Origin of the sequence: Streptomyces sp. NPDC091682, from assembly GCF_044756625.1 — a bacterium.
Lineage (GTDB): Bacteria > Actinomycetota > Actinomycetes > Streptomycetales > Streptomycetaceae > Streptomyces.
In genome coordinates this window covers 1-23,954 of sequence record NZ_JBIVTH010000003.1, presented here as the reverse complement: position 1 = coordinate 23,954, position 23,954 = coordinate 1, and the positions used below count along the sequence as shown (strand labels likewise).

At 71.2% G+C, this 23,954-nt stretch carries 19 protein-coding genes and 2 pseudogenes; 8 read left to right on the top strand and 13 right to left on the bottom strand.

Translation table 11 applies throughout. From position 1 onward, the window contains the following. Nucleotides 1-84: 84 nt before the first annotated feature. From ACIQK6_RS08165 to ACIQK6_RS08135, 7 genes are all read right to left on the bottom strand, one after another. Nucleotides 85-1,290, bottom strand: coding sequence for an acyl-CoA dehydrogenase family protein (locus tag ACIQK6_RS08165; protein ID WP_189967951.1), 1,206 nt, complete (start codon nucleotides 1,288-1,290; stop codon nucleotides 85-87). A gap of 2 nt (nucleotides 1,291-1,292) precedes the next feature. Further along, a complete protein-coding gene (locus ACIQK6_RS08160) occupies nucleotides 1,293-1,805 on the bottom strand; it encodes a MaoC family dehydratase (RefSeq protein ID WP_030010163.1) in 513 nt (170 codons plus the stop codon). Nucleotides 1,806-1,810: 5 nt separating this feature from the next. Next, nucleotides 1,811-2,785 carry a CoA ester lyase gene (locus ACIQK6_RS08155; protein WP_052872181.1) on the bottom strand — a complete coding sequence of 325 codons (975 nt, stop codon included), beginning with the start codon at nucleotides 2,783-2,785 and terminating at the stop codon, nucleotides 1,811-1,813. After that, on the bottom strand, nucleotides 2,782-4,863 hold the full coding sequence (locus ACIQK6_RS08150; protein WP_329097660.1) for a protein meaA: 2,082 nt from the start codon (nucleotides 4,861-4,863) through the stop codon (nucleotides 2,782-2,784). The genes ACIQK6_RS08155 and ACIQK6_RS08150 overlap by 4 nt, the downstream gene beginning before the upstream one ends. A gap of 31 nt (nucleotides 4,864-4,894) precedes the next feature. Beyond that, nucleotides 4,895-6,232 carry a crotonyl-CoA carboxylase/reductase gene (gene ccrA, locus ACIQK6_RS08145; RefSeq protein WP_329097658.1) on the bottom strand — a complete coding sequence of 446 codons (1,338 nt, stop codon included), beginning with the start codon at nucleotides 6,230-6,232 and terminating at the stop codon, nucleotides 4,895-4,897. A gap of 405 nt (nucleotides 6,233-6,637) precedes the next feature. Then, entirely contained in the window at nucleotides 6,638-7,450 is an 813-nt protein-coding gene (locus ACIQK6_RS08140; RefSeq protein WP_329097656.1) for a TetR family transcriptional regulator, read from the bottom strand. Between the two features lie 163 nt (nucleotides 7,451-7,613). Further along, entirely contained in the window at nucleotides 7,614-9,413 is a 1,800-nt protein-coding gene (locus tag ACIQK6_RS08135) for a 3-hydroxyacyl-CoA dehydrogenase family protein (protein WP_329097654.1), read from the bottom strand. A 394-nt stretch (nucleotides 9,414-9,807) separates the two neighbouring features. Between ACIQK6_RS08135 and ACIQK6_RS08130 the strand changes: the two genes are divergently transcribed. Beyond that, the gene (locus ACIQK6_RS08130; protein ID WP_329097652.1) at nucleotides 9,808-10,359 is read left to right on the top strand and encodes an adenylosuccinate lyase; all 552 of its coding nucleotides are present in this window, start codon (nucleotides 9,808-9,810) and stop codon (nucleotides 10,357-10,359) included. A gap of 69 nt (nucleotides 10,360-10,428) precedes the next feature. Here the strand turns inward: ACIQK6_RS08130 and ACIQK6_RS08125 are convergent, their stop codons facing one another. The 3 genes from ACIQK6_RS08125 to ACIQK6_RS08115 form a co-directional block, all read right to left on the bottom strand. Then, complete coding sequence (locus ACIQK6_RS08125; RefSeq protein ID WP_402694537.1) at nucleotides 10,429-10,848, bottom strand: RidA family protein; 420 nt, start codon at nucleotides 10,846-10,848, stop codon at nucleotides 10,429-10,431. Between the two features lie 91 nt (nucleotides 10,849-10,939). Next, nucleotides 10,940-12,532 (bottom strand): alpha/beta hydrolase, encoded by a 1,593-nt coding sequence (locus tag ACIQK6_RS08120; protein WP_329097650.1) that lies wholly within the window; start codon nucleotides 12,530-12,532, stop codon nucleotides 10,940-10,942. 112 nt (nucleotides 12,533-12,644) lie between these two features. After that, complete coding sequence (locus ACIQK6_RS08115; protein WP_402694536.1) at nucleotides 12,645-13,676, bottom strand: Rv2578c family radical SAM protein; 1,032 nt, start codon at nucleotides 13,674-13,676, stop codon at nucleotides 12,645-12,647. Nucleotides 13,677-13,786: 110 nt separating this feature from the next. Here ACIQK6_RS08115 and ACIQK6_RS08110 point away from each other — a divergent pair, with 110 nt between their 5' ends. The 5 genes from ACIQK6_RS08110 to ACIQK6_RS08090 all read left to right on the top strand — a co-directional run bounded on the left by ACIQK6_RS08110 (nucleotide 13,787) and on the right by ACIQK6_RS08090 (nucleotide 19,707). Continuing rightward, entirely contained in the window at nucleotides 13,787-14,599 is an 813-nt protein-coding gene (locus ACIQK6_RS08110; protein WP_402694535.1) for a hypothetical protein, read from the top strand. Between the two features lie 75 nt (nucleotides 14,600-14,674). After that, nucleotides 14,675-15,118 (top strand): SRPBCC family protein, encoded by a 444-nt coding sequence (locus ACIQK6_RS08105; RefSeq protein ID WP_030729835.1) that lies wholly within the window; start codon nucleotides 14,675-14,677, stop codon nucleotides 15,116-15,118. Between the two features lie 297 nt (nucleotides 15,119-15,415). Then, nucleotides 15,416-16,249: a M55 family metallopeptidase gene (locus ACIQK6_RS08100; protein ID WP_189740868.1), complete on the top strand. Its 834-nt coding sequence runs from the start codon at nucleotides 15,416-15,418 to the stop codon at nucleotides 16,247-16,249. 103 nt (nucleotides 16,250-16,352) lie between these two features. Further along, nucleotides 16,353-17,678, top strand: a complete 1,326-nt coding sequence (locus ACIQK6_RS08095; protein ID WP_329107514.1) for a M20/M25/M40 family metallo-hydrolase — start codon at nucleotides 16,353-16,355, stop codon at nucleotides 17,676-17,678. 13 nt (nucleotides 17,679-17,691) lie between these two features. Next, on the top strand, nucleotides 17,692-19,707 hold the full coding sequence (locus ACIQK6_RS08090) for a prolyl oligopeptidase family serine peptidase (protein ID WP_329097647.1): 2,016 nt from the start codon (nucleotides 17,692-17,694) through the stop codon (nucleotides 19,705-19,707). On the opposite strand, the gene ACIQK6_RS08085 is transcribed toward ACIQK6_RS08090, so the two are convergent. Next, nucleotides 19,704-20,219 (bottom strand): hypothetical protein, encoded by a 516-nt coding sequence (locus tag ACIQK6_RS08085; RefSeq protein ID WP_402694534.1) that lies wholly within the window; start codon nucleotides 20,217-20,219, stop codon nucleotides 19,704-19,706. The two genes, ACIQK6_RS08090 and ACIQK6_RS08085, sit on opposite strands and share 4 nt — an antisense overlap. A 24-nt stretch (nucleotides 20,220-20,243) precedes the next feature. Further along, nucleotides 20,244-20,936 (bottom strand): hypothetical protein, encoded by a 693-nt coding sequence (locus tag ACIQK6_RS08080; RefSeq protein ID WP_402694533.1) that lies wholly within the window; start codon nucleotides 20,934-20,936, stop codon nucleotides 20,244-20,246. 107 nt (nucleotides 20,937-21,043) lie between these two features. Between ACIQK6_RS08080 and ACIQK6_RS08075 the strand changes: the two genes are divergently transcribed. Then, entirely contained in the window at nucleotides 21,044-21,439 is a 396-nt protein-coding gene (locus tag ACIQK6_RS08075) for a hypothetical protein (protein WP_402694532.1), read from the top strand. Further along, nucleotides 21,352-23,627 (top strand): annotated as a pseudogene (locus ACIQK6_RS08070) (RHS repeat-associated core domain-containing protein); the annotation flags it as partial. The gene ACIQK6_RS08075 and the pseudogene ACIQK6_RS08070, both read left to right, overlap by 88 nt. Before the next feature lie 240 nt (nucleotides 23,628-23,867). Here ACIQK6_RS08070 and ACIQK6_RS08065 read toward each other — a convergent pair. Then, nucleotides 23,868-23,954 (bottom strand): annotated as a pseudogene (locus ACIQK6_RS08065) (IS5/IS1182 family transposase); the annotation flags it as partial.

The window sequence follows — 23,954 nt, the reverse complement described above, 5'->3', positions numbered from 1 at the left end:
AAGCCGAGTCGATGACCGTCAGCCAGTCACTGCCAGTGATCCTTTCGCAACGAACCCATGGATGATTCGCTGCAAAAGGGACTTTCAGCCCTGAAGTCGGTACTCCTCGAGCAGGCGTCGCCCGATGATCATTTTCTGGATCTCGGCGGTACCTTCACCGATCAGCAGCATCGGGGCCTCCCGGTAGAGACGCTCGATCTCGTACTCCTTCGAGAATCCGTATCCACCGTGGATGCGGAAGGCGTCCTCGACGACCTCCTTGCAGTATTCGGAGGCGAGGTACTTCGCCATCCCTGCTTCGAGGTCGTTTCGTTCCCCAGAGTCCTTTTTGCGTGCTGCATTGACCATCATCGCATGGGCGGCTTCGACCTTGGTAGCCATTTCGGCCAGCTTGAACTGAATCGCCTGGTGTTCGGCGATCGGCTTGCCGAAAGTGTGACGTTGTTGGGCATAGGAGACACCCAGCTCGAAAGCACGCTGAGCGACGCCGCAGCCACGCGCCGCCACGTTGACGCGGCCGACCTCGACCCCGTCCATCATTTGGTAAAACCCTCGGCCCGTCTGACCGCCGAGTACCCGATTGGCCGGAATGCGCAGTCCGTCCATGATGAGCTCGGTCGTGTCGACGCCCTTATAGCCCATCTTGTCGATCTTGCCGGGGATGGTGAGGCCGGGACGGACCTCACCGAAGCCGGGCTCCTTCTCCACGAGGAAGGTCGTCATCGACTTGTGGGGCGCGGTGCCCTCGGGGTGTCCTTCGTCACTCCGGACGAGAACGGCCACCAGGGTGGAGCTGCCGCCGTTCGTCAGCCACATCTTCTGGCCGTTCAGGACGTACTCGTCGCCGTCCTTCACCGCCTTGGAGGAGATGGCCGACACGTCGGAGCCCAGCGCCGGCTCGGACATCGAGAACGCGCCGCGCACCTCGCCCAGGGCCATGCGCGGGAGGAAGTGGTCCTTCTGCTCCTGCGTGCCGTGCTGCTTGAGCATGTACGCCACGATGAAGTGGGTGTTGATGATGCCCGAAACGGACATCCAGCCACGGGCGATCTCCTCGACGCACAGGGCGTAGGTGAGGAGCGACTCACCCAGGCCGCCGTACTCCTCCGGGATCATCAGGCCGAAGAGGCCGAGTTCCTTGAGGCCGTCGACGATCTGCTGCGGGTACTCGTCACGGTGTTCGAGCTCGGTCGCGACCGGGATGATCTCCTTGTCGACGAACTCCCGGACGGTCTTGAGGATCTCCCGCTGGACGTCGGTCAGCCCGGCGGTCTGGGCGAGTCGGGCCATGACTACTTCCCCTGTTCCTTCAGCGTGGGGCGGCCGGGCTGCTCGCCGCCGCGCTCCTTGATGTACGTCTCGGTCGGGACCATCACCTTGCGCCGGAAGACGCAGACGAGAGTGCCGTCCTGCTTGTAGCCCTTGGTCTCCACGTAGACGATCCCGCGGTCGTTCTTCGACTTCGACGGCGTCTTGTCGAGGACCGTGGTCTCGCCGTAGATCGTGTCGCCGTGGAAGGTCGGCGCCACGTGCCGCAGGGACTCGATCTCCAGGTTGGCGATGGCCTTCCCGGAGACGTCCGGCACGGACATGCCGAGCAGCAGCGAGTAGATGTAGTTGCCCACGACCACGTTCTTGCCGAAGTCGGTCGTGTTCTCCGCGTAATTGCTGTCCATGTGGAGCGGGTGGTGATTCATGGTCAGCAGACAGAAGAGGTGGTCGTCGTACTCGGTGACCGTCTTCCCGGGCCAGTGCTTGTAGACCGCCCCGACCTCGAACTCTTCGTACGTGCGTCCGAACTGCATGGCGGTCAGGCCTCCGGGGTCTCGAACTTGGTGGTGCGCTCCATGCCGGCGGCCCGGCCCTTGCCCGCGATGACCAGGGCCATCTTGCGGCTGGCCTCGTCGATCATCTCGTCGCCGAGCATCGCGGAGCCCTTCTTGCCGCCGGCCTCCGAGGTGCACCAGTCGTACGCGTCGAGGATCAGCTCGGCGTGGTCGTAGTCCTCCTGCGAGGGGGAGAAGACCTCGTTGGCCGCGTCGACCTGACCGGGGTGCAGCACCCACTTGCCGTCGAAGCCCAGCGCGGCGGCCCGGCCGGCCACCTCGCGGTAGGCGTCCACGTCGCGGATCTGGAGGAAGGGGCCGTCGATCGCCTGGAGGTTGTGCATGCGGGCCGCCATCAGGATCCGCATCAGGATGTAGTGGTAGGCGTCCGCCGGGTAGCCGGGCGGCTGCATGCCCACGACCAGGGACTTCATGTTGATCGAAGCCATGAAGTCGGCCGGGCCGAAGATGATGGTCTCCAGCCGCGGCGAGGCGGCGGCGATCTCGTCGACGTTCACGAGACCCTTGGCGTTCTCGATCTGCGCCTCGATACCGATCTTGCCGACCTCGAAGCCCATGGTCTTCTCGATCTGGGTCAGGAGGAGGTCGAGGGCGACGACCTGCTGGGCGTCCTGGACCTTCGGCAGCATGATGCAGTCGAGGTTTTGGCCGGCGCCCTCGACGACCGTGACGACGTCGCGGTAGGTCCAGTGCGTGGTCCAGTCGTTGACGCGCACGACGCGGGTCTTGCCGGTCCAGTCGCCGTTGTTCAGCGCGTCCACGATGGTGTGGCGGGCGCCTTCCTTGGCGAGCGGCGCGCAGGCGTCCTCCAGGTCCAGGAAGACCTGGTCGGCCGGCAGGCCCTGGGCCTTCTCCAGGAACCGCGGGTTCGATCCGGGCACCGCGAGGCAGGAGCGACGCGGGCGAAGGCGGTTCACCGGGTGGACGGGCGTGGTCATGCGGGGACCTCCGTGCTTGCAACGAGTGCGTTGTCGATGTCGAGGGGGGCGAGCTTGTTGGCCTTGCGGATCTCGTCGACGATACGGCCGATGATCTCCGTGATGCCGAAGTCCTTCGGCGTGAAGACGGCGGCGACACCCGCTGCCTTGAGCGTCACGGCGTCGGCGTTGGGAATGATGCCTCCGACGATGACGGGGATGTCACCCGCCCCCGCCAGTCGCAGCCGTTCCAGGACGTCCGGGACCAGAGCGCTGTGCGAACCGGACAGGATGGACAGTCCCACGCAGTGCACGTCCTCGGCCAGCGCCGCGGAGGAGATCTCCTCCGGGGTCAGCCTGATGCCCTGGTAGACCACCTCGAAGCCGGCGTCGCGGGCCCGGACGGCGATCTGTTCGGCGCCGTTGGAGTGCCCGTCCAGGCCGGGCTTGCCGACCAGCAGGCGCAGCCGGCCCGAGCCGAGCTCGTCGGCCGTGCGGGACACCTTCTCGCGGACCTCGTGCATCGGCGTACCGGGCTCGGCGGTGACCGCGACCGGGGCCGAGGAGACCCCGGTCGGGGCGCGGAACTCGCCGAACACCTCGCGCAGCGCGCTGGCCCACTCGCCGGTGGTGACACCGGCGCGGGCGCACTCCAGCGTGGCCTCCATCAGGTTCTCGGTGCCCGCCGCGGCCTCCTTGAGGCGCTCCAGCGCCTGCTGGGTGGTGGGGAAGACGAACGGGTCGCCGTTCCCCTGGCGGTCCGAGGACTCCTGCCGCTCGGCGCGCCAGCGGCCGATGCGCTCCACGGTGAACGCCTCCGTCGCCGGGTCGACCGTCATGATCGCGCCGTCGAGGTCGGCCGTGAGCGGGTTCTCCTCGGTCTGCTGGAAGCAGTTGACACCGACGATCTTGTCCTCGCCGGCTTCGATCCGCGCCCGCCGTTCGGCGTGCGAGGAGACCAGCTCGCCCTTCAGGTACCCGGACTCGACGGCCGCCATGGCGCCGCCCATCTCCTGGATCCGGTCGATCTCGGCCAGGCAGTCGGCGACCAGGGAGTCGACTTTGGCCTCGATGACGTGGGATCCGGCGAAGATGTCCTCGTACTCCAGCAGGTCGCTCTCGAGCGCCAGGACCTGCTGGATGCGCAGCGACCACTGCTGGTCCCAGGGCCGGGGCAGACCCAGCGCCTCGTTCCAGGCGGGCAGCTGCACGGCGCGGGCGCGGGCGTCCTTGGAGAGGGTGACCGCGAGCATCTCCAGCACGATGCGCTGGACGTTGTTCTCCGGCTGCGCCTCGGTGAGTCCCAGGGAGTTGACCTGGACGCCGTAACGGAAGCGACGCTGCTTCGCGTTCTCGATGCCGTAGCGCTCCTTGGTGACCTTGTCCCAGATGCGGCCGAAGGCGCGCATCTTGCACATCTCCTCGATGAAGCGGACGCCCGCGTTCACGAAGAAGGAGATCCGGGCGACGACCTCACCGAAACGCTCCTGGGGCACCTGGCCCGAGTCGCGCACCGAGTCGAGGACCGCGATCGCCGTGGACATCGCGTACGAGATCTCCTGGACCGGGGTGGCCCCGGCCTCCTGGAGGTGGTACGAGCAGATGTTGATCGGGTTCCACTTGGGAATGTGGTTGACCGTGTACGCGATCATGTCCGTCGTCAGCCGCAGGGACGGCCCCGGCGGGAAGACGTGCGTCCCGCGCGAGAGGTACTCCTTGACGATGTCGTTCTGGGTGGTGCCCTGGAGCTGGGCGATGTCCGCGCCCTGCTCCTCGGCGGCCACCTGGTAGAGCGCCAGCAGCCACATGGCCGTGGCGTTGATCGTCATCGAGGTGTTCATCTGCTCCAGGGGTATGTCCTGGAACAGCCGCCGCATGTCGCCCAGATGGGAGACCGGGACCCCGACCCGGCCCACCTCGCCGCGGGCGAGGATGTGGTCGGGGTCGTAGCCGGTCTGCGTCGGCAGGTCGAACGCGACCGACAGGCCGGTCTGGCCCTTGGCGAGGTTGCGGCGGTACAGCTCGTTGGACGCCTCGGCCGTGGAGTGGCCGGCGTACGTCCGCATGAGCCACGGACGGTCCTTCTGGCGCTCTGTCATCTCAGGCTGTCCCTTAGGCCTTTGAACGGTCTCAGACGTTGCGGAAGCGGTTGATGGCGTCGAGGTGCTCGGCGCGCATCTCGTGGTCGCGGACGCCCAGGCCCTCCTCGGGGGCCAGCGCGAGGACGCCGACCTTGCCCTGGTGGAGGTTGCGGTGGACGTCGTAGGCGGCCTGGCCGGTCTCCTCGAGGGAGTAGACCTTCGACAGGGTGGGGTGGATCTTGCCCTTGGCGATCAGGCGGTTGGCTTCCCACGCCTCGCGGTAGTTGGCGAAGTGCGAGCCGACGATCCGCTTCAGCGACATCCACAGGTAGCGGTTGTCGTACTGGTGCATGTAGCCCGAGGTCGAGGCGCAGGTGGTGATGGTGCCGCCCTTGCGGGTGACGTAGACCGAGGCGCCGAAGGTCTCGCGGCCCGGGTGCTCGAAGACGATGTCGATGTCCTCGCCGCCGGTCAGCTCGCGGATCTTGGAGCCGAAGCGCTTCCACTCGCGCGGGTCCTGGGTGTGCTCGTCCTTCCAGAACTTGTAGCCCTCGGCGTTGCGGTCGATGACCGCCGTGGCGCCCATGGCCCGGCAGATGTCCGCCTTCTCGGGGCTGGAGACCACGCAGATCGGGTTGGCGCCGCCGGCCAGCGCGAACTGGGTGGCGTAGGAGCCGAGGCCGCCGCTGGCGCCCCAGATCAGGACGTTGTCGCCCTGCTTCATGCCGGCGCCGTTCTGGGAGACCAGCTGGCGGTAGGCCGTGGAGTTGACCAGGCCGGGGGAGGCGGCCTCCTCCCAGCTCAGGTGGTCGGGCTTCGGCATCAGCTGGTTCGACTTGACGAGCGCGATCTCCGCCAGGCCGCCGAAGTTGGTCTCGAAGCCCCAGATGCGCTGCTCGGGGTCGAGCATCGTGTCGTTGTGGCCGTCGGAGGACTCCAGCTCGACCGAGAGGCAGTGCGCGACGACCTCGTCGCCCGGGTTCCAGGCGTTGACGCCGGGGCCGGTGCGCAGGACGACGCCCGCGAGGTCGGAGCCGATGACGTGGTACGGCAGGTCGTGGCGCTTGGTGAGCTCCGACAGGCGGCCGTAGCGCTCCAGGAAGCTGAAGGTGGAGACCGGCTCGAAGATCGAGGTCCACACGGAGTTGTAGTTGACCGAGGAGGCCATGACGGCGACCAGGGCCTCGCCCGGGCCGAGCTCCGGCACCGGGACGTTGTCCAGGTGCAGGGACTTGCGCGGGTCCTTCTCGCGCGAGGTGAGCCCGGCGAACATCTCCGCCTCGTCCTTGTGCACGGTGATCGCGCGGTAGGACTCGGGGAGCGGCAGGGCCGCGAAGTCTGCTGCGGTGGCGGACTGCGACTGAATCGCGTCCAGGATGTCCTTCACGGTGAGCCTCCGGCTAGCGCTGATGAGGGTGCGCTGAGGTAAACGGGGTGCGTGGTGCGGGTGCGGTGTGCCGTCGGTCCGGCTGGTGCGGTGGTGCTGGGCGACGCCCGTGGTGAGGCGTGCGGTGCCTGGTGACGCAGGCGATCCGGGGCGCGTTCCACGCCGGGTGGGCGTGGGTCGCGGGGACATCCGGACGACTTCAACGTATGGCACCCCGTGTCACTCAGCAAGGCACCGCGTGCCAAAACTTTCTCTCATTTGCCGATTGACCTGCACCGATGAGCGATGATCGATCAGAGTTACCCGCGAGTAGGGGCAAGCCGGACATACGAAAGTGGCCGCCCCCGGAACGGGAGCGGCCACTGTGACCAGGGGCACCCCCAGCGGCGGCCGGGGGAGTGGTGACTACTTGGCGCGCAGCGCCTCTTCGATGGTCCGCATGACCTCGTCCAGCGGGGCGTCGGTGCGGGCCACCGCCACCAGCACCTCGCCCTGCGTGCGCACGGCCGCCGGCGCGGCCGGTTCCGTGCTCAGGGTGCGGCCCGCGCCGATGCCCGTGCCGAACGTCTTCCGCACGATCGAGAACGCGTGGTCCAGCTGCGCCTCGACGTCCCCCTGGCCGCCCGCGCGCAGCCAGCGCCGCAGCACGTGGTTGTGGGCGGTGACCACCGCCGAGGCGGCCACCTCGGCCAGCAGCGGGTCGTCGTTGCCGTCGTGGTGGTCCTGCTCGTCGAAATGGGCCAGCAGGTAGCGGGTGAACAACCGCTCGTACCGGGCCACCGAGGCGATCTCCCGCTCCCGCAGCGCCGGCACCTCACGGGTCAGCCGGTAGCGCTCCACCGACACCGCCGGCGAGGCGGCGTACATCTTCATGACTTCCTTGATCCCGCGGCACACCGTGTCGAGCGGGTGCTCGTGCGCCGGGGCCACGTCCAGGACGGCCTCGGCGCGGGTCAGGGTGTCGTCGTGGTCCGGGAAGATCGCCTCTTCCTTGGACCGGAAGTGCCGGAAGAAGGTCCGCCGCGCCACCCCGGCCGTCGCGGCGATCTCGTCGACCGTCGTCGCCTCGTACCCCTTGGTCGCGAAGAGCTCCATGGCCGCGGCGGCGAGCTCGCGGCGCATCTTGAGCCGCTGTGCGGCCGCCTTGGTGCCGGCCGGACTCTCCGGGGTGTCGGAGGCCGTGGCGGCGCGGGGCGAGGTCTTGGCGGGCTGGGACATAGAGCGAAAGTACTTCATTCGTGCAGGGGTGCGCGCCTGCGGGGGGTGAGAGAGGGGTGGATGCGGGGGAGGGCCCGCACTGGGCTCGTGAGGGTTGGCCCGCCGTGAGGGTCCGGCGGGCCCGAGCAGCCCTCCCCACGCATCCGGCTCGTGGCCCGACGGATTACCGGCGGGCGGCGTACTCACGGAATCCGCGGCCGGTCTTCCGGCCCAGGCAGCCCGCCGCCACCAGGTGCTCCAGCAGCGGGGACGGGGCCAGCCCCGGGTCGCGGAACTCCTTGTGCAGGACCTTCTCGATGGCCAGCGAGACGTCCAGGCCGACCACGTCGAGGAGCTCGAACGGGCCCATCGGGTAGCCGCCGCCCAGCTTCATCGCCGCGTCGATCTGGTCGATGTCGGCGTAGTGCTGCTCGACCATCTTGATCGCGTTGTTGAGGTACGGGAACAGCAGCGCGTTCACGATGAAGCCGGCCCGGTCGCCGCAGTCCACCGGGTGCTTGCGCACCTTGAGGCAGATCTCGCGGACCGTGGCGTGCACGTCGTCGGCGGTCAGGACGGTCCGGACCACCTCGACCAGCTTCATCGCCGGGGCCGGGTTGAAGAAGTGCATGCCGATCACGTCCTGCGGACGCGAGGTCACGCGGGCGACCGCGATCACCGGCAGCGAAGAGGTGGTGGTGGCCAGCACCGCACCCGGCTTGCAGACCTTGTCCAGGGTCGCGAACAGCTCTTGCTTGACCGCCAGGTCCTCGGCGACGGCCTCCACGGCCAGGTCCACCTCGGCGAAGGCGTCCAGCGATCCGGCCGGGGTGATCCGGTCCAGGGTCTGGGCCGCGCCCTCCTCGCTCAGGCGGCCCTTGGACACCGCACGGCCCAAGGACTTCCCGATCGCGGCCTTGGCGGCCTCGGCCTTCTCCTGGCTGCGGGCGGCGAGCACCACGCTGTAACCGGCCTGCGCGAAGACCTGGGCGATCCCGCTCGCCATCGTTCCCGAGCCGGCCACGCCGACCGAGCTGACGGGACGGCCGGTGCCGACCAGGGACCCGTCGAGCGGGGTCTGCAGGTCGCGGACGATCACCGAGCTGCCCGGTGCCTCGTACGTGTAGAAGCCGCGGCCGGACTTCTGACCGGTCAGGCCCGCCTCGGCCAGCTGGCCCAGGATCGGGGCCGGGGCGTGCAGCCGGTCGCCGGAGGAGGCGTACATGGCCTCCAGGACGGTACGGGCGGTGTCCACGCCGATCAGGTCGAGCAGCGCGAGCGGGCCCATGGGCAGCCCGCAGCCGAGCCGCATCGCCGCGTCGATGTCCTCGCGGGAGGCGTACCGCGCCTCGTACATGGCGGCGGCCTGGTTGAGGTAGCCGAACAGCAGGCCGTCGGCGACGAAGCCGGGCCGGTCGCCGACCGGAACCGGCTCCTTGCCGAGCTCGCGGGCCAGTTCGGTGACCGCCTCGACGGCCGGCGGGGCGGTCAGAACGCAAGAGACGATCTCGACCAGCTTCATCGCCGGGGCCGGGTTGAAGAAGTGCAGGCCCAGCACGCGCTCGGGGCGCAGGGACTCGGCGGCCATGCGCGTCACCGACAGGGCGTTGGTGCCGGTGGCCAAGATGGTGTCGGGCCGCACGATCGCGTCGAGTTCGCGGAACACCTGCTGCTTGATCTCGTACGACTCGGGGACGACCTCGATGACCAGATCGGCCTCGGCGGCGGCGCCCAGATCGGTGAAGGTGCGGAAGCGGGCGAGCACGTCTCCGCGCTCCTGCTCGGTGAGCCGCTCCCGGGCGACGGAGCGGGCGGTGGCCGCGGCGAGTGCGGCCTGGGCCCGCTGAGCGGCGGCCTCGCTGATGTCGATGCCGATGACCTCGCGGCCGGCCCGGGCGAGGACCTCGGCGATGCCGGTGCCCATCGTGCCGAGGCCGACGACGGCGATGGTCTGGAGGGTGGGCTGACTGGACTGACGGTCCATCGAGGGACTCCAGTGGATGAGGGTGACGACTGGGGGGCGCGCGGCGCACGGCGCGCGCGGATGCCGTACGGAAGAGCCGTGCGGTGAAGGGACCGGGGTGAGCGGGCCCGAAGAGAGGTGCCCGCGGAGAACGGGTCCCCGGGGCGGAAACGGCGGAACCCTGTCCCGGGGTCACACCGTGGAGAAACGAACCGACCGGCACGAGGCGGCTGCGTCACCAGGCCGCCCTCGTACGTGTTGCAACGACAGTAACCCGCCGGTAACTGGTCCGCCAGAGCGCGGAGATGTGACCTGTACCGCCCAAATGTACCGATCATCGATCATCGATCAACGGGCTGTCTCCGATGTCCCGAAACCCGGCGCGGCGACCGCTGTGTCCCCCTAAGGTGGCCGGGTGAACGACGTGCTGGAGCGCCTGCGGGCCGAGGCGGGACCGTCACCCGAGTACGAGGTGTTGCTCTCGGCCGCCCCCGACGGTCTCGCCGCCTCCCTGACGTCGGCCGGGCTGCCCCTGTGGGCCCGCGAACTGGCCGCGTACCGGCTGGGCCTCGCGGGAGACCGCCGCGCCTTCGAATCCCTCGTCCTGCTCCTCAACCACCGGGACCCCGCCCGCTGCGCGGCCGCCGCCGAGGCGCTGGCCGTCCTGGACGACCCGCGCACCGCCCGCGCGGCAGCCGCCCTCGCCACCAACGGCCTGCGCACGGCCTACGCCCTGCAGCCCGTGCGGCTGCTCACCGCCTTGCGCGCCCCCGAGTCCGTACCGGCCCTGATGGCCACCCTGTCGCGGCTGCTGCACCCGCACGACCCGTACTGGCGGGTGGCCCTGGCCTGCATCGAGGGCCTCGGCGCGCTCGCCGACCCCCGCGCGCGCGAACTCCTCACCCGCGCCCAGTCCCACCCCCGGCTGGCGGTGGCGGCGACGGCCGCGCTCCGCAACCTGGGGTGAGGCGCGCGGGCTGAGGCGCGCGGGCTGAGGCGCGCTGGCTGAGGCGCGCGGGCCGGGGATCGCGGCCCGCTATGCGGCGATGACCGCGAAGGCCTCTATCTCGACCAGGAGTTCGGGCCGGAACAGCGCGGAGACCTGCACCGCCGAGGAGGCCGGGAGCCGGTCGGCCGGGATCACCGCGTCACGGGCCTCCCGCACCGCCGGGAGGTGGGCGACGTCCGTCACGAAGTAGGTGAGCTTCACGACGTCTTCGAAGGTCGCCCCGGCCGCCGCCAGGCAATGGCGCAGGTTCTCGAACACCTGCCGGGCCTGGGCGGCCGGATCCCCCTCGCCCACGACCTCGCCCCGCTCGTCGAGCGCGCACTGTCCGGACACGGCGACGAGACGCCCCGTGCCCCACGCGACGTGGCTGTAGTGGGGGCTCGCGGCGACCCCTTCCGGTGCGGCGATACGGGTCAGGTGGCTGCTGTGCGACGGTGTCGTGGTCATGGACACGATCTTGCCCCCTTCTCCTTCCTCCTTCTCTTCCCCTTGCCCTTCCCCTTCCCCGTTTCGTGCTGACAGGTGGATCGGGTGGGCGTCAGCCCCGGAAGCCGAGCAGGCCGTGCAGGGCCGCGCCGCCCGCGGAGGCGGGCACGGCGCGGGTCGCCGTGGTCGGCTTCGGGGCCGCCTGGGCGGGGCAGCTGGCGTCCGCGGCCCTGCCGGTCGTCAGGTAGGCCGACACCTTCTCGTCCAAGCACTTGTTGCCGCTCAGGGCGATGCCGTGGTTGCCGCCGCCCTCCTCCACCACCAGGGCCGAACCCGACAGCTTCTTCCGCATGCTGAGCGCCCCCTCGAAGGGGGTCGCCGCGTCCTCCGTCGCCTGGAGCAGCAGGGCGGGCGGGAGATCGGCGTTGGTCACGTCCGGGGCGTCGAGGGGCTCCGCCGGCCAGAACGCGCACGGGGCGTTGTACCAGGCGTTGTTCCAGGTCATGAACGGCGCCTTGGCGTGGGTGCGCCACATGTCCGCGCGCCACTGGTTCCAGTCCTTCGGCCACGCCGAGTCCCGGCACTGGACCGCCGTGTAGACGCTGTAGCCGTTGCCCGCCGAGGGCTCCACCGCGCCGAACCGCTCGTAGGCGGCCACCAGCGGCTTCGGGTCCTTGGCCACCGCGTACGCGGCGAAGGCCTCGGCCAGGTTCGGCCAGTAGCCGTTGTAGTACCCGCCGGGCATGAAGGTGTCCTCCAGCTCCGCCGGCCCCACCTTGCCCCCCGCCGGGCTCTCGCGCAGCGCGTCCCGCATCGCGTACCAGGCCCGCTCGACCGCCGCCGGGTCGGTGCCGAGCTTGTAGGTGGCGTCGTACTGGGCCACCCAGGCCAGGAACGACTTGTGGCGGGCGTCGAAGGCGAGGTCCTGGGCGAGGTTGTCCTCGTACCAGACCCCGCCGGGGTCGACCACGGAGTCCAGGACGAGCCGGTGCACGCGGCCCGGGTGCAGCTTGGCGTACACCGCGCCCAGGTAGGTCCCGTACGAGTAGCCGAAGTAGCTGATCCGCTCCGCGCCGAGGGCGCCGCGCAGCGCCTCGATGTCCCGGGCGGCCGAGACGGTGTCGATGTACGGCAGCACGTCCGCGTGTTTGGCCCCGCAGGACTCGGCGAAGGAGCGCACCCGGTCCAGGTTGGCCCGTTCGGTGGCCTGGTCCATGGGTACGGAGTCCGGCCGCGCGGGCTTGAAGTGCCCGGCCGCGCAGTCCAGGGCGGGCTCGCTCTTGCCGACGCCGCGGGGGTCGAAGCCGATCACGTCGTACTGGGCGGCCACCTCCTTGGGCAGGGCGGAGGCGATGTACCCGGCCAGACTGCGGCCGCTGCCGCCCGGGCCGCCCGGGTTGACCAGCAGCGGGCCCTGGGAGGTGGCGCCGGTGTGGGGGACACGGGTCAGGGCGAGGGTGATCTGCCGCCCGTCCGGACGGGCGTGGTCGAGGGGCACCTTGAGGGACGCGCACTGCAGCGTGGGGTACCGCGGGGTGGTGCAGCCGGTCCAGCGCAGCGCCGCCTGCGCCGGCGCCGCGGCGGCCGGATCGGCCGGGGCGGCGGGCGCGGCCGTCACCGGGCTCGCGAGGGCGGTGGCGACGGTGGCGGCGACGGTGGAGATCGACAGCAGGACAGCGGTGCGCTTCTTCAAGGGGTGGAGCATGGGGCCTCCCAGCCGAGGGTTCTGGGCGGAATCGTCCCGGAAACCACGCCTGGAAATCGGGATTGGGTCGCCGATTGGCCCGATGTGATGACCGTTCAGGCGGCGCCGGCCGTCACAGGAGGCTCAGCTGCGTGGCTCCCGCGGGCGCGGAGCCGTCCGGCCGCCCGGGCGTGACGATCTTGCGGGCCTCGCCTCGGCGGGCCGGGCCGATGCCGAATTCGGCCGCCAGTTCGTGGACTTGGCGGGTGATCCGGCGCTGGTACCAGGTGGGTGCGTACGACCCGCCCGCGTACATCCGCTCGTACCGGGGGACCAGGTGGGGGTGGTGGGTGCCCAGCCAGGCCGTGAACCACTCGCGCGCCCCGGGCCGCAGATGGAGTACCAGGGGTGTCACGGAGGTCGCGCCGGCCCCGGCCACGGCCCGTACGGTCGCCCGCAGCTGCTCCGGGGAGTCCCCGAGGAAGGGGATCACCGGGGCCATCAGCACCCCGCACTCGATCCCGGCATCGGTGAGCGCCCGTACGGCGCCCAGTCGGGCGGCGGGGGAAGGGGTGCCCGGTTCGACGGTCCGCCAGAGCCCGGTGTCGGTGAATCCGACCGAGACCGAGATGCCGACCTCGGTGACCTCGGCGGCCTCCTGCAGCAGGGGGAGGTCGCGCAGGATCAGCGTGCCCTTGGTGAGGATCGAGAAGGGGTTGGCGCGGTCGCGCAGGGCCTCGATGATCCCGGGCATCAGCCGATAGCGGCCTTCTGCGCGCTGGTAGCAGTCGACGTTGGTGCCCATGGCGATGTGCGCGCCGGTCCAGCGGGGCGAGCCGAGCTCGCGGCGCAGCAGGTCGGGGGCGTTGGTCTTGACGACGATCTGGGAGTCGAAGCCGACGCCGGTGTCGAGGTCGAGATAGCTGTGCGTCTTGCGGGCGAAGCAGTACACGCAGGCGTGGCTGCATCCCCGGTAGGGGTTTACGGTCCATTCGAACGGCATGCGGGAGGCGCCGGGCACGCGGTTGACGATCGACCGGGCGCGCACCTCGTGGAAGGTGATCCCCCGGAACTCGGGGGTGTCGATGGTCCGGGTCACGACGGCGTCGGCCCCGAAGAGCGCGGCCGGCCCCGCGGACCCCTCGGTCAGGTTCTCCCAGCGCATGGTGCGCCTCCCTCGGTAGCTCTGGCGCCGAGAATAGAACAAATGTTCCCATGATCGTGCGGACCGAAATTCCTTTGATCGCAGCGGGGCGGGTGTGCGAAATTCCGGCCATGGCTGGAATGCGGATCGTGGTGTGCCTCCCCGGCGAGGCCCGGACCAGGCTCGACGAGGCGCTTGCCGAGGCGATGGCCCCCTTCGAGATCGACTTCACCCGGGACGAGGAACTGGACATCTGGGACGGGTGGACCATCTGCGGCAACGGCAGCTACCGCGACGGCTTCCAGCTGCTGCCGGGGTACGAGGACGACCCGCGGATCGTGCGCGAGGTCCGCGACGACGGCGTGCCCGGCTGGTGCGCCGGCGGGCCCCGCGAGGCGATGGCCTTCGCCGAGATCCGGGCCGAGGCGCGGGACATCGCCCGGGCCGCATGGGACCTGTGGCGGGAGCTAGCCCGGAGCCACCCGCCCGCCCAGCCGCGCCGTATGGTGTGGGACTCGCCCTGGCCGACCTCGGAGGAGTACCGGGCCGGGCGCGAGGCCGACCAGGAGGCGGGGGCGGCCTTCGACGCCCAGCCGCTGGTCGTCGCCTACCGGGAGGGCGTGGCCGCCCTCCTGGAGGCCCACCGCGGGTACTACCTCGGCGGGTTCCTCCAGCACGGGGCCGCCGCCGAGAGCGTCGGCTGGACCGGCCGGGAGGACTTCGCCGCCGCGGAGAGCGCCGGGACACCCTGGCACCAGCACGTGCTCACCCTCGACGGTTGGTGGTACGGGGAGGACGAGCCCGCCGTCCACGGCGAGTGCGACGGCCCGGACGCCTGCGTCCACCGCCCGCCCCTGCCCTGGCTCCGGGATACCGCCAGGACCGGCTACCTGGAGGAGCTGCCCGGGGACACGCTCCTGGTCAAGCTCCGCTGCCACGTCTGACCCGGATTTGGGCCACCGCCCCGGAGGTGGTTGGCTTCGCCGTGACGAGCGGACACAACTGCTGGAGGAACAGCTATGGCGCAGGTCGAGGCCACCACGGAGCGGATCATCGCGGCTGACGCGGAGACCGTGTTCGACGCGCTGGCGGACTACACCGGGACCCGCGGGAAGCTGCTGCCCGAGCACTTCAGCGAGTACGAGGTGCGCGAGGGCGGCGACGGCGAGGGCACCCTGGTGCACTGGAAGCTCCAGGCCACCAGCAAGCGCGTGCGCGACTGCTTGCTGGAGGTCAGCGAGCCGACCGACGGCGAGCTGGTGGAGAAGGACCGCAACTCCTCCATGGTCACCACCTGGCGGGTCACCCCGGCCGGTGAGGGCAAGTCCAAGGCCGTGGTCACCACCGTCTGGAACGGCGCCGGCGGCATCGGCGGCTTCTTCGAGCGCACCTTCGCGCCCAAGGGCCTCGGCCGGATCTACGACAGCGTGCTGGAGAACCTGGCCACCGAAGTGGAGCGCTGAGCAACGGCGTTGACGGTGGGGCCGGGCCGGCGGCCTCACCGGATCGGGTGAACCCGCAGCGCCCGCGGGCCGCGGCTCGCTCGGCCCACGGGCGGACGCGCGGACGGGCGGACCGAAACGGGGCGACGGGGCGACGGGTGGACGGACCTACGGGTCGCGGCCAACGGACCGCGCACCGACCGGCCGCGCGGCGGGAGCCACGGACCGCGCGCCGCGCCGGGGCGTGAGCCCCACGGCCACCGGGGGCTTCGGCGGCTAGGGTGGCACCCTGAGCGCAACCGACCGCCCGGGGGCCCGATGAAGATCCTCATCTCCGCCGACATGGAAGGCGCCACCGGCGTCACCTGGCCCGCGGACGTGCTGCCCGGAACCCCGCAGTGGGAACGCTGCCGCGCGATGTTCACCTCCGACGTCAACGCCGCCGTACTCGGCTTCTACGACGGCGGAGCCGACCAGGTCCTCATCAACGAGGCGCACTGGACCATGCGCAACCTGCTGCTGGAGAAGCTCGACGCCCGCGCCGAGATGATCACCGGCCGCCACAAGACCCTCTCCATGGTCGAGGGCGTCCAGCACGGCGACGTCGACGGCATCGCCTTCGTCGGCTACCACACCGGAGCCGGCTCCGAGGGGGTCCTCGCCCACACCTACCTCGCCAACTCCATCACCGGAGTCTGGGTCAACGGGACGCGCGCCAGCGAGGGGCTGCTCAACGCGCACGTCGTCGCCGAGTACGGGGTCCCCGTCATCCTGGTCACCGGCGACGACCTGACCTGCGTGGACGCCGCCGGATACGCGCCCGGAGCCGCCACCGTCGCCGTCAAGGACCACGTTTCGCGCTACGCCGCCGTGTGCCGCACCCCGGCCCGTACCGCCGCCGACATCCGGGCCGCGGCCAAGGAGGCCACCGCGCTGGCCGTACGGCACGATCCGGTCCGCGGCGGCCCCTTCACCGTGGAGCTGGAGTTCGACGCCGCGCACCTGGCCATGTCCGCGACGGTGGTCCCCGGCGTGGAGCGGTCCGGGGAGCGCAAGGTCGCGTACACCAGCGAAACCATGTACGAGGGGATCCGGGCCTTCAAAGCGGTCACGACGGTCGTCTCGGCGGCCGTGGAGGAGCAGTATGGCTGACATGCGCGCAACCAACGCCGAGATCCCCGCCGGAGCCGGAGCCGGAGCCGTCGACATCGCGGACCCGGTGGACACGGCGGGCGTGTTGGCCGCGGTGAACACGATGAATGCGGTGGACACGGTGGCTCTCGACGAGGCCGTCGAGTTCACCTCCGGCCTCATCCGGATCGACACCACCAACCGAGGCGGCGGCGACTGCCGCGAGCGCCCCGCCGCCGAGTACGTCGCCGAGCGGCTCGCCGCCGCCGGCCTCGAGCCGCTCCTACTGGAGCGCACCCCCGGCCGCACCAACGTGGTCGCCCGGATCGAGGGCACCGACCCCTCCGCCGAGGCCCTCCTCGTCCACGGCCACCTCGACGTGGTCCCGGCCGAGGCCGCCGACTGGAGCGTGGACCCCTTCTCCGGCGAGGTGCGCGACGGCGTGGTCTGGGGGCGCGGCGCCGTCGACATGAAGAACATGGACGCGATGGTGCTGGCCGTCGTACGGGCCTGGGCGCGCGCGGGAGTGAAACCGCGCCGGGACATCGTGATCGCCTACACCGCCGACGAGGAGGACAGCGCGGTCGACGGCTCCGGCTTCCTCGCCGATCACCACCCGCACCTCTTCGAAGGCTGCACCGAGGGCATCAGCGAGTCCGGGGCCTTCACCGTGCACGGCGGCCCCGGCGGCCGCGCCCTCTACCCGATCGCGGCGGGGGAGCGGGGCACCGCCTGGCTGAAGCTGACCGCGCACGGCACCGCAGGTCACGGCTCCAAGCCGAACGGGGCCAACGCCGTCAGCCGGCTCGCCGCCGCCGTCGCGCGGATCGGCGCCCACGACTGGCCGGTCCGGCTCACCGACACCGTCACCGCCTGCATCGTCGAACTCGCCGCCCTGCAGGGCCTGTCGGTGGACCCGCGGCAGCCGGGCCTCGACGTCGACGCGCTCCTCGACCGGCTCGGCCCGGCCGGCGCGCTGGTCCGCGCCACCGTGCGCAACAGCGCCAACCCGACCATGCTCAGCGCCGGTTACAAGCTCAACGTGATCCCCGAGCACGCCACCGGCTACGTCGACGGCCGGACCGTGCCCGGCGGCGAAGCCGAGTTCACCGCCACCCTCGACGCCCTCACCGGCCCCGACGTGCGCTGGGAGTTCCACCACCGGGAGGTCGCCCTCCAAGCCCCCGTGGACGGCCGGACGTTCGGGATCCTGCGCGAGTCCGTGGAACGGTTCGACCCGGCCGGCCACGTGATCCCCTTCTGCATGGCGGGCGGCACCGACGCCAAGCAGTTCTCCCGCCTCGGCATCACCGGCTACGGCTTCTCCCCGCTGAAGCTGCCGCCCGGCTTCGACTACTGGGCCCTCTTCCACGGCGTGGACGAGCGGGTGCCCGTCGAAGCCCTGCACTTCGGCGTTCGCGTCCTCGACCACGCGCTGCGGACCCTGTGAACGGGGCCCGGTGATGGCGACGACCCGGCCCTACGGCAGCTGGCCCTCACCCATCGACGCCGGCCTCGCCGCCTCCCTCGACGGGCGGCCCGAGTACCTCGGCACGGTCGGCCCCGAGGTGTGGTGGACCGAACCCCGGCCCGAGGAGGCCGGCCGCCGCACCCTGGTGCGCCGCCGCCTAGCCGACGGCGGGCCCGAGATCACCGAACTCCCCGCCCCGTGGAACGTGCGCAGCCGCGTCACCGAGTACGGCGGCCTGCCCTGGGCCGGGGCCGAACGGCCCACCGGCGGACCGCTGTTGGTCTTCGTCCACTTCGCCGACCAGCGGCTGTACGCGTACGAGCCCGATGCCCCCGGCGGCCCCGAGCCGCGGCCGCTGACCCCGGTCTCCCGGACCGGCGGCGGCCTGCGCTGGGCCGACCCGGTGCTGCGCGGCGACGAGGTCTGGTGCGTGCTGGAGGAGTTCACCGGGCCCGCACCGACCGATGTGCGCCGGGTGCTGGCCGCCGTGCCACTGGACGGCTCGGCGGCCGCGAACCGCGGCGCGGTGCGGGAGTTGACGCACGACCGGTACCGGTTCACCACCGGGCCCCGGCTCTCCCCGGACGGCCGGCGGGCCGCCTGGCTGGTGTGGGACCACCCCCTGATGCCGTGGGACGGTACCGAGCTCCGGGTCGCCGAGGTCACCGGGGACGGGCAGCTGGCCGACGCCCGGACCGTACTCGGCGGCCCCGACGAGGCCGTCGCCCAGGTCGAGTGGACGGCCGAGGGGACCCTCCTCGCGGTCAGCGACCGCGGCGGCTGGTGGAACCCGTACGGCGTGGACCCGCGGACCGGCTGGGCGATCAACCTCTGCCCGCGGGAGGAGGAGTTCGGCGGCCCGCTGTGGAAGCCGGGGCTGCGCTGGCTCGCCCCGCTGCCCGGGGACACCCCGCACCCGGCGGGCTCGGGGACCGGGCTCGTCGCCGTCCTGCACGGGCAGGGCTCCTCGGTGCTCGGCATCCTCGACCCGGAGAGCGGCGACCTGGTGGACGCCGCCGGGCCGTGGACCGCCTGGCAGCCCACCCTCGCCGTGCACGGCACCCGGGTCTACGGCGTCGCCGCCAGCCCGCGCAGCGCGTACGAGGTGGTCGAGCTGGACACCGCCACCGGGCACGCGCGGGCGGTCGGCGGGCAGCGCCCGGACCCGGTGGACCCGGCCTACTACCCGGAGCCGCAGAGCCGCACCTTCCTCGGCCCCGACGACCGCCAGATCCACGCGCACGTCTACCCGCCGCACCACCCGGCCGTCCGGGCCGCCGCCGACGAACTGCCCCCGTACGTGATCTGGGCGCACGGCGGACCCACCGACCACGTGCCGCCCGTACTCGACCTGCACATCGCCTACTTCACCTCGCGCGGCATCGGCGTGGTCGAGGTGAACTACGGCGGCTCCACCGGATACGGCCGCGCCTACCGGGAGCGGCTGCGCGAGCAGTGGGGTGTGGTGGACGTGGAGGACTGCGCGTCGGTCGCCCGCTCGCTGGCCGCCGAGGGCACCGCCGACCCCGCCCGGCTCGCCATTCGCGGCGGCAGCGCCGGAGGTTGGACCGCGGCGGCCTCGCTGGCCGCCACCGACCTGTACGCGTGCGCGGCGATCATCTACCCGGTGCTGGACCTGGTGGGCTTCGCCGAAGAGACGCACGACCTGGAATCGCGCTACATCGACGGCCTGGCCGGGCCGCCGCAGACCCTGGCCGTACTCAACCGCGAGCGTTCCCCGGTGGCGCGCGCCGACGGGATCACGGCGCCGTTCGTACTCCTCCAGGGACTGGAGGACCCGGTCTGCCCGCCGGCCCAGGCGGAGCGGCTGCTCGACGCCCTGCGGGACCGGCCAGTGCCGCACGCGTACGTGACCTTCGAGGGCGAGGGCCACGGCTTCCGGCGGGCCGACACCATGATCCGTGCGCTGGAAGCCGAACTCTCCCTGTACTCCCAGGTGTTCGGGATTGAACGTACCGACGTGCCGCGGCTGGAACTGGACGGCTAGCGGGCGCGCAGGCTCCAGGCGACGGAGCCGAGCAGCAGGGCGCCGGGGGCGATGCCCGCGACGGCCGCGATGACGGCGAGGGAGGCCCCACCGGCGACCAGGACCAGACCGGCGGCGCCACAGGCGGCCATCGCGGCCGCCAGCGGCCGGAGCGACGGCATGCGCCATACGGCGGCGAGACCGAAGAAGTGCAGGCCGACGACCAGGCTGAGCCAGGGCACCGCGGCCTGCGGGGCGTGGAAGACGAGGTTGATGACGAGGAAACCGGCCAGCGCGACGGCGACTTCGGCGGCCACCACGAGGAGGAAGCTCCGCCCGAACCGCCTCGGCGTCGTACTGCCAGCCGGAGGAGCCGGTACCCGCCGCAGCGCGACGAACAGCCCGACGAACGAGGCGATCGCGAGGACGCACACCGGCACGGCGGCGGCCGTGGGCAGGGCTCCGGCGTTGGCCAGGACGAAGACGAGTCCGAATAAGGCGCCGATGAGTCGGCCCGTCTGATGCGATGTCACGACGCCAGTCTCACCCGAAGTTGATCACTGGGCAAATAGCCAGACCCGCAGCGGACCGATGGGCGTGAACCCGGCCCGGACCGCCGCGTCCAGGTCCTCCCCGTGCTCGTAGCCGACCACGTCCAGCTCCGGCCAGCGGTCGGCGACCGCGCCGAGGACACCCGCCCAGGCGGCGCCGAACAGGTTGGACACGCCGACCACGCCCCCACCGGTGCTCACGACGGCCCCGGCGACGATCCGGCTGCCCGCGCGCCCGGCCAGGAAGACGATCCCCTCGCCGAGCAGGCCCGCCCGGAACGGCCCGCCGCCCCCGGCGCCCTCCCAGTCCGCCAGCTCCTCGGCGCCCGAGACCTCGGACCACTCCAGCCCGGCCGCTTCCCCCTCCGCCTCGGGGAGCGGCGCCCCGGCGGGCCGATGGATCCACTGCGCCTCGAACAGCACCTCGAAGCCGTCCCCGGCCAGGTCCAGGTCGGCGAAGCTGTCCTTCACCGAACAGCCGGCGGAGGCGGCGTCGACCCCCCGGACCACGTTCCGCGCCGGTACGCCCGGTTCCAGCGTCACGGCATCGGGATACATCGGCGGAGTCCGCCGCGCACTGGACCAGAGCTGCTCGCCGTCGTACCGCGGCGACAACCCGTGCGCACGACACACCGCGTCGCACCAGGCGGCGTTGTTCAGCGCGGCCCCACGGAGCAGGCTCATCCTCGTCTCGTCCATGATCACCCTGCCGATGCTGCCACACGACCCGGCCTGACATCAGGGCGATGCGCCGGCCCAGTTACTGTTGCCTCTTTGCGTGTGCATCACGGGGAGGACCCGACGTCGTGGGACTGACCGCAGAGATATCCGCATACCGTGCAGGCCTGGGGGATCCAAGGCGCCTAGTGGGCGAGTTCCGCCGCGCGGCCCTACTCGTCCCGCGTGCCGACGCCGGTGCCGATGCGAAGGTCGCTGGTGGTGTGATGAGCGCCGTCTCTGGCGGGATCCGCTGGCTGTACGTGTTCACGGACGAGGAAGCACTGTTCCGGTTCGCACAGGCGCGTGGTGAGGGCGACCGCGAGAGGCCCTACCTGACGATGCTCGGCGCGCGGCTGCTGGACGCGGTGGTGCCGATGTCCAACCGTCCCGCATATCCGAACGCAACGGTCACAGCATCGACATCGACCGCGACGAGGACGGCGTGCCGCTGGGTCTGGTCCACTCGGCAGGCCACCACATGACGCTGTCCGTCGCTGACGGCCTGGTCACCGCCCTGTCCTTGGCCGGCGCAGGCCCAGGCGGCGCCGACCTGCCCTTGATGAACTACGGCTACGAGGACGGCAACCTCACCACGGTCACCAAGCCGTCAGGTGCCACCACCGCCTTCGTCTACGATGACCGGCGCCGCGTCACCGCCTGGATCGATTCCAACGGAAGCCGCTACGACTACGTCTACGACGACCGCGACCGAGTCGTGGCGGAGGGCGGCGAGGCCGGTCACATCCAGATCGCCCTGTCCTACAGCGAACCGGACCCGGAAAGGGGTCACCACACCACCACGCTGACCACACCGGACGGGCACGCGACCCACCACCTGTTCGGCCCCGGCTGCAAGCTCCTGGCCGTCACCGACCCGCTCGGCCACACCACCCGCCATGCGTACGACCCGCGCGGCAACCTGTTGTCCCGCACCGACCCGCTGGGTCTCACCACCGTCTTCTCCTACGACGAGGAGGGCCGCCTCGTCCGCGCCGTCCGCCCCGACGGAAGTGAACTGCACACCGTGCGCGGCCCGTTCGGTCTGCCCGAGCAAGTCTTCGGGCCCGACGGTTCCCGCATGCTCCACGAGTACGACGAACGCGGAAACCGCACGGCGGTCACCGACCCGGCGGGCTTCACGACCCGCTACACCTACGACCAGGCCGGCCGGCTCACCTCGCTCACCGATGCGGTAGGAGCCACGACCCACGTGGTGTGCGACGCCGCGGGGCTGCCCGTGGAGGTGACCGACTAGGCCGGTGCCCTCACCCGCACGGAGCGGGACGGCCTCGGCCGGCCGGTCCGCATTACCGATCCGGTGGGCGGTGTCACCCACCTGGAGTGGCACGCCGACGGGCAGCTCGCCCGGCGCACCGGCCCCGACGGCGCCACCGAGCTGTGGACCTACGACGGCGAGGGCAACCTGCTCGCCCGCACCGACGCCTCCGGTGGGATCACCCGTTTCGAGTACACCCACTTCGACCTGCCGACATCCCGCACCGGACCCGATGGCGCGCGCTACGAGTTCGAGCACGACGCCGCGCTACGCCTCACCCGGGTCACCGATCCGCACGGGCGAGCTTGGACCTACGAGTACGACGCCGCTGACAACATAGTTTCCGAGACCGACTTCGACGGCCGCACCCTCACCTACCAGTTGGACGGAGCGGGTCGGCTGGCCGCGCGCGTCGATGCGCTGGGCGGCACCGCGCGGTCAACAGCCGCACCTACGGCTACCGCGCCGACGGCCACCTGATATCCGTCGCGGACCGGCTGTCGGGCACCCGCACGTTCGACCTCGACCGGGCGGGCCGGGTCACCGCCGTCCAAGCCCAGGGCTGGACGGAGCGGTACGCCTACGACAACACCGGCAACCAGACCTGGGCGTCCTGGCCGGCCGACCACCCCGGCGGCGAAGCCACCGGATCGCGCACCTACACCGGTACCAACGTCACCCGCGCCGGAGACGTCCGTTTCGAGTACGACGCCCTCGGCCGGGTCACCCTCCGGCAGAAGACCCGGCTCTCCCGGAAGCCGGACACCTGGCGGTACGCGTGGGACACGGAGAATCGCCTCACCTCCGTGACCACCCCCGACGGGACCGTGTGGAGGTACCGCTACGATCCGCTCGGCCGCCGCGTCGCGAAGCAGCGCCAGTCGGCGGACGGCGACAGCGTGGTCGAGGAGGTCCGGTTCACCTGGGACGGAATGACCCTGTGCGAACAGATCAGCCAGCAGCCCGACACCCCGCACACGATCGCCCTCACCTGGGACCACCGCGGCGCCGTACCCCTGGCCCAGACCGAGCGGATCCTCACGGCCGACGACCGCCAGGAGGAGATCGACCGCCGCTTCTTCGCCATCGCCACGGACCTCGTCGGCACTCCCACCGAACTGATCGACGAGTCCGGCGACATCGCCTGGCGCTCCCGGGCGACTTTGTGGGGCACCACCGCCTGGGCCCGCGAGAGCCGCACGTACATCCCCCTGCGCTTCCCCGGCCAGTACTACGACCCCGAGACCGGCCTCCACTACAACCTCTTCCGTCACTACGACCCCGAGACCGGCCGCTACACCTCCCCGGACCCCCTCGGGCTGGCTCCCGCCCCGAACCCCGTCGCGTACGTGGGCAACCCGCACAGCGGATGCGACCCGCTGGGTCTGGCGCCCAAGTACACGAAGGAGGAGAAGGCCCAAAGGCGGACCGACAAGGTCGTAGCCGAAATCATCGAGGACGCACAGAACGGCGGATTCAGGAGACATCCCAAGTACCACGGGGGCGACAGGCACGACTTCCCCGACGAACGGGTCGTGGAGATCCTGAAGCAACCGGACGCCGTATACCAGATGCCCAACCTGAAGCTCATCTTCCGGCAAGGCGAGGACGTCGTCGTGATTCATGGAGCTTCTTCAGCGTTGCAGCTCCAGTGTGAGGACGGCCTTGGCGATTGACGTCATGCGGTTGGGACTGCATCGGGACCTGCGGAAGATCCGCCA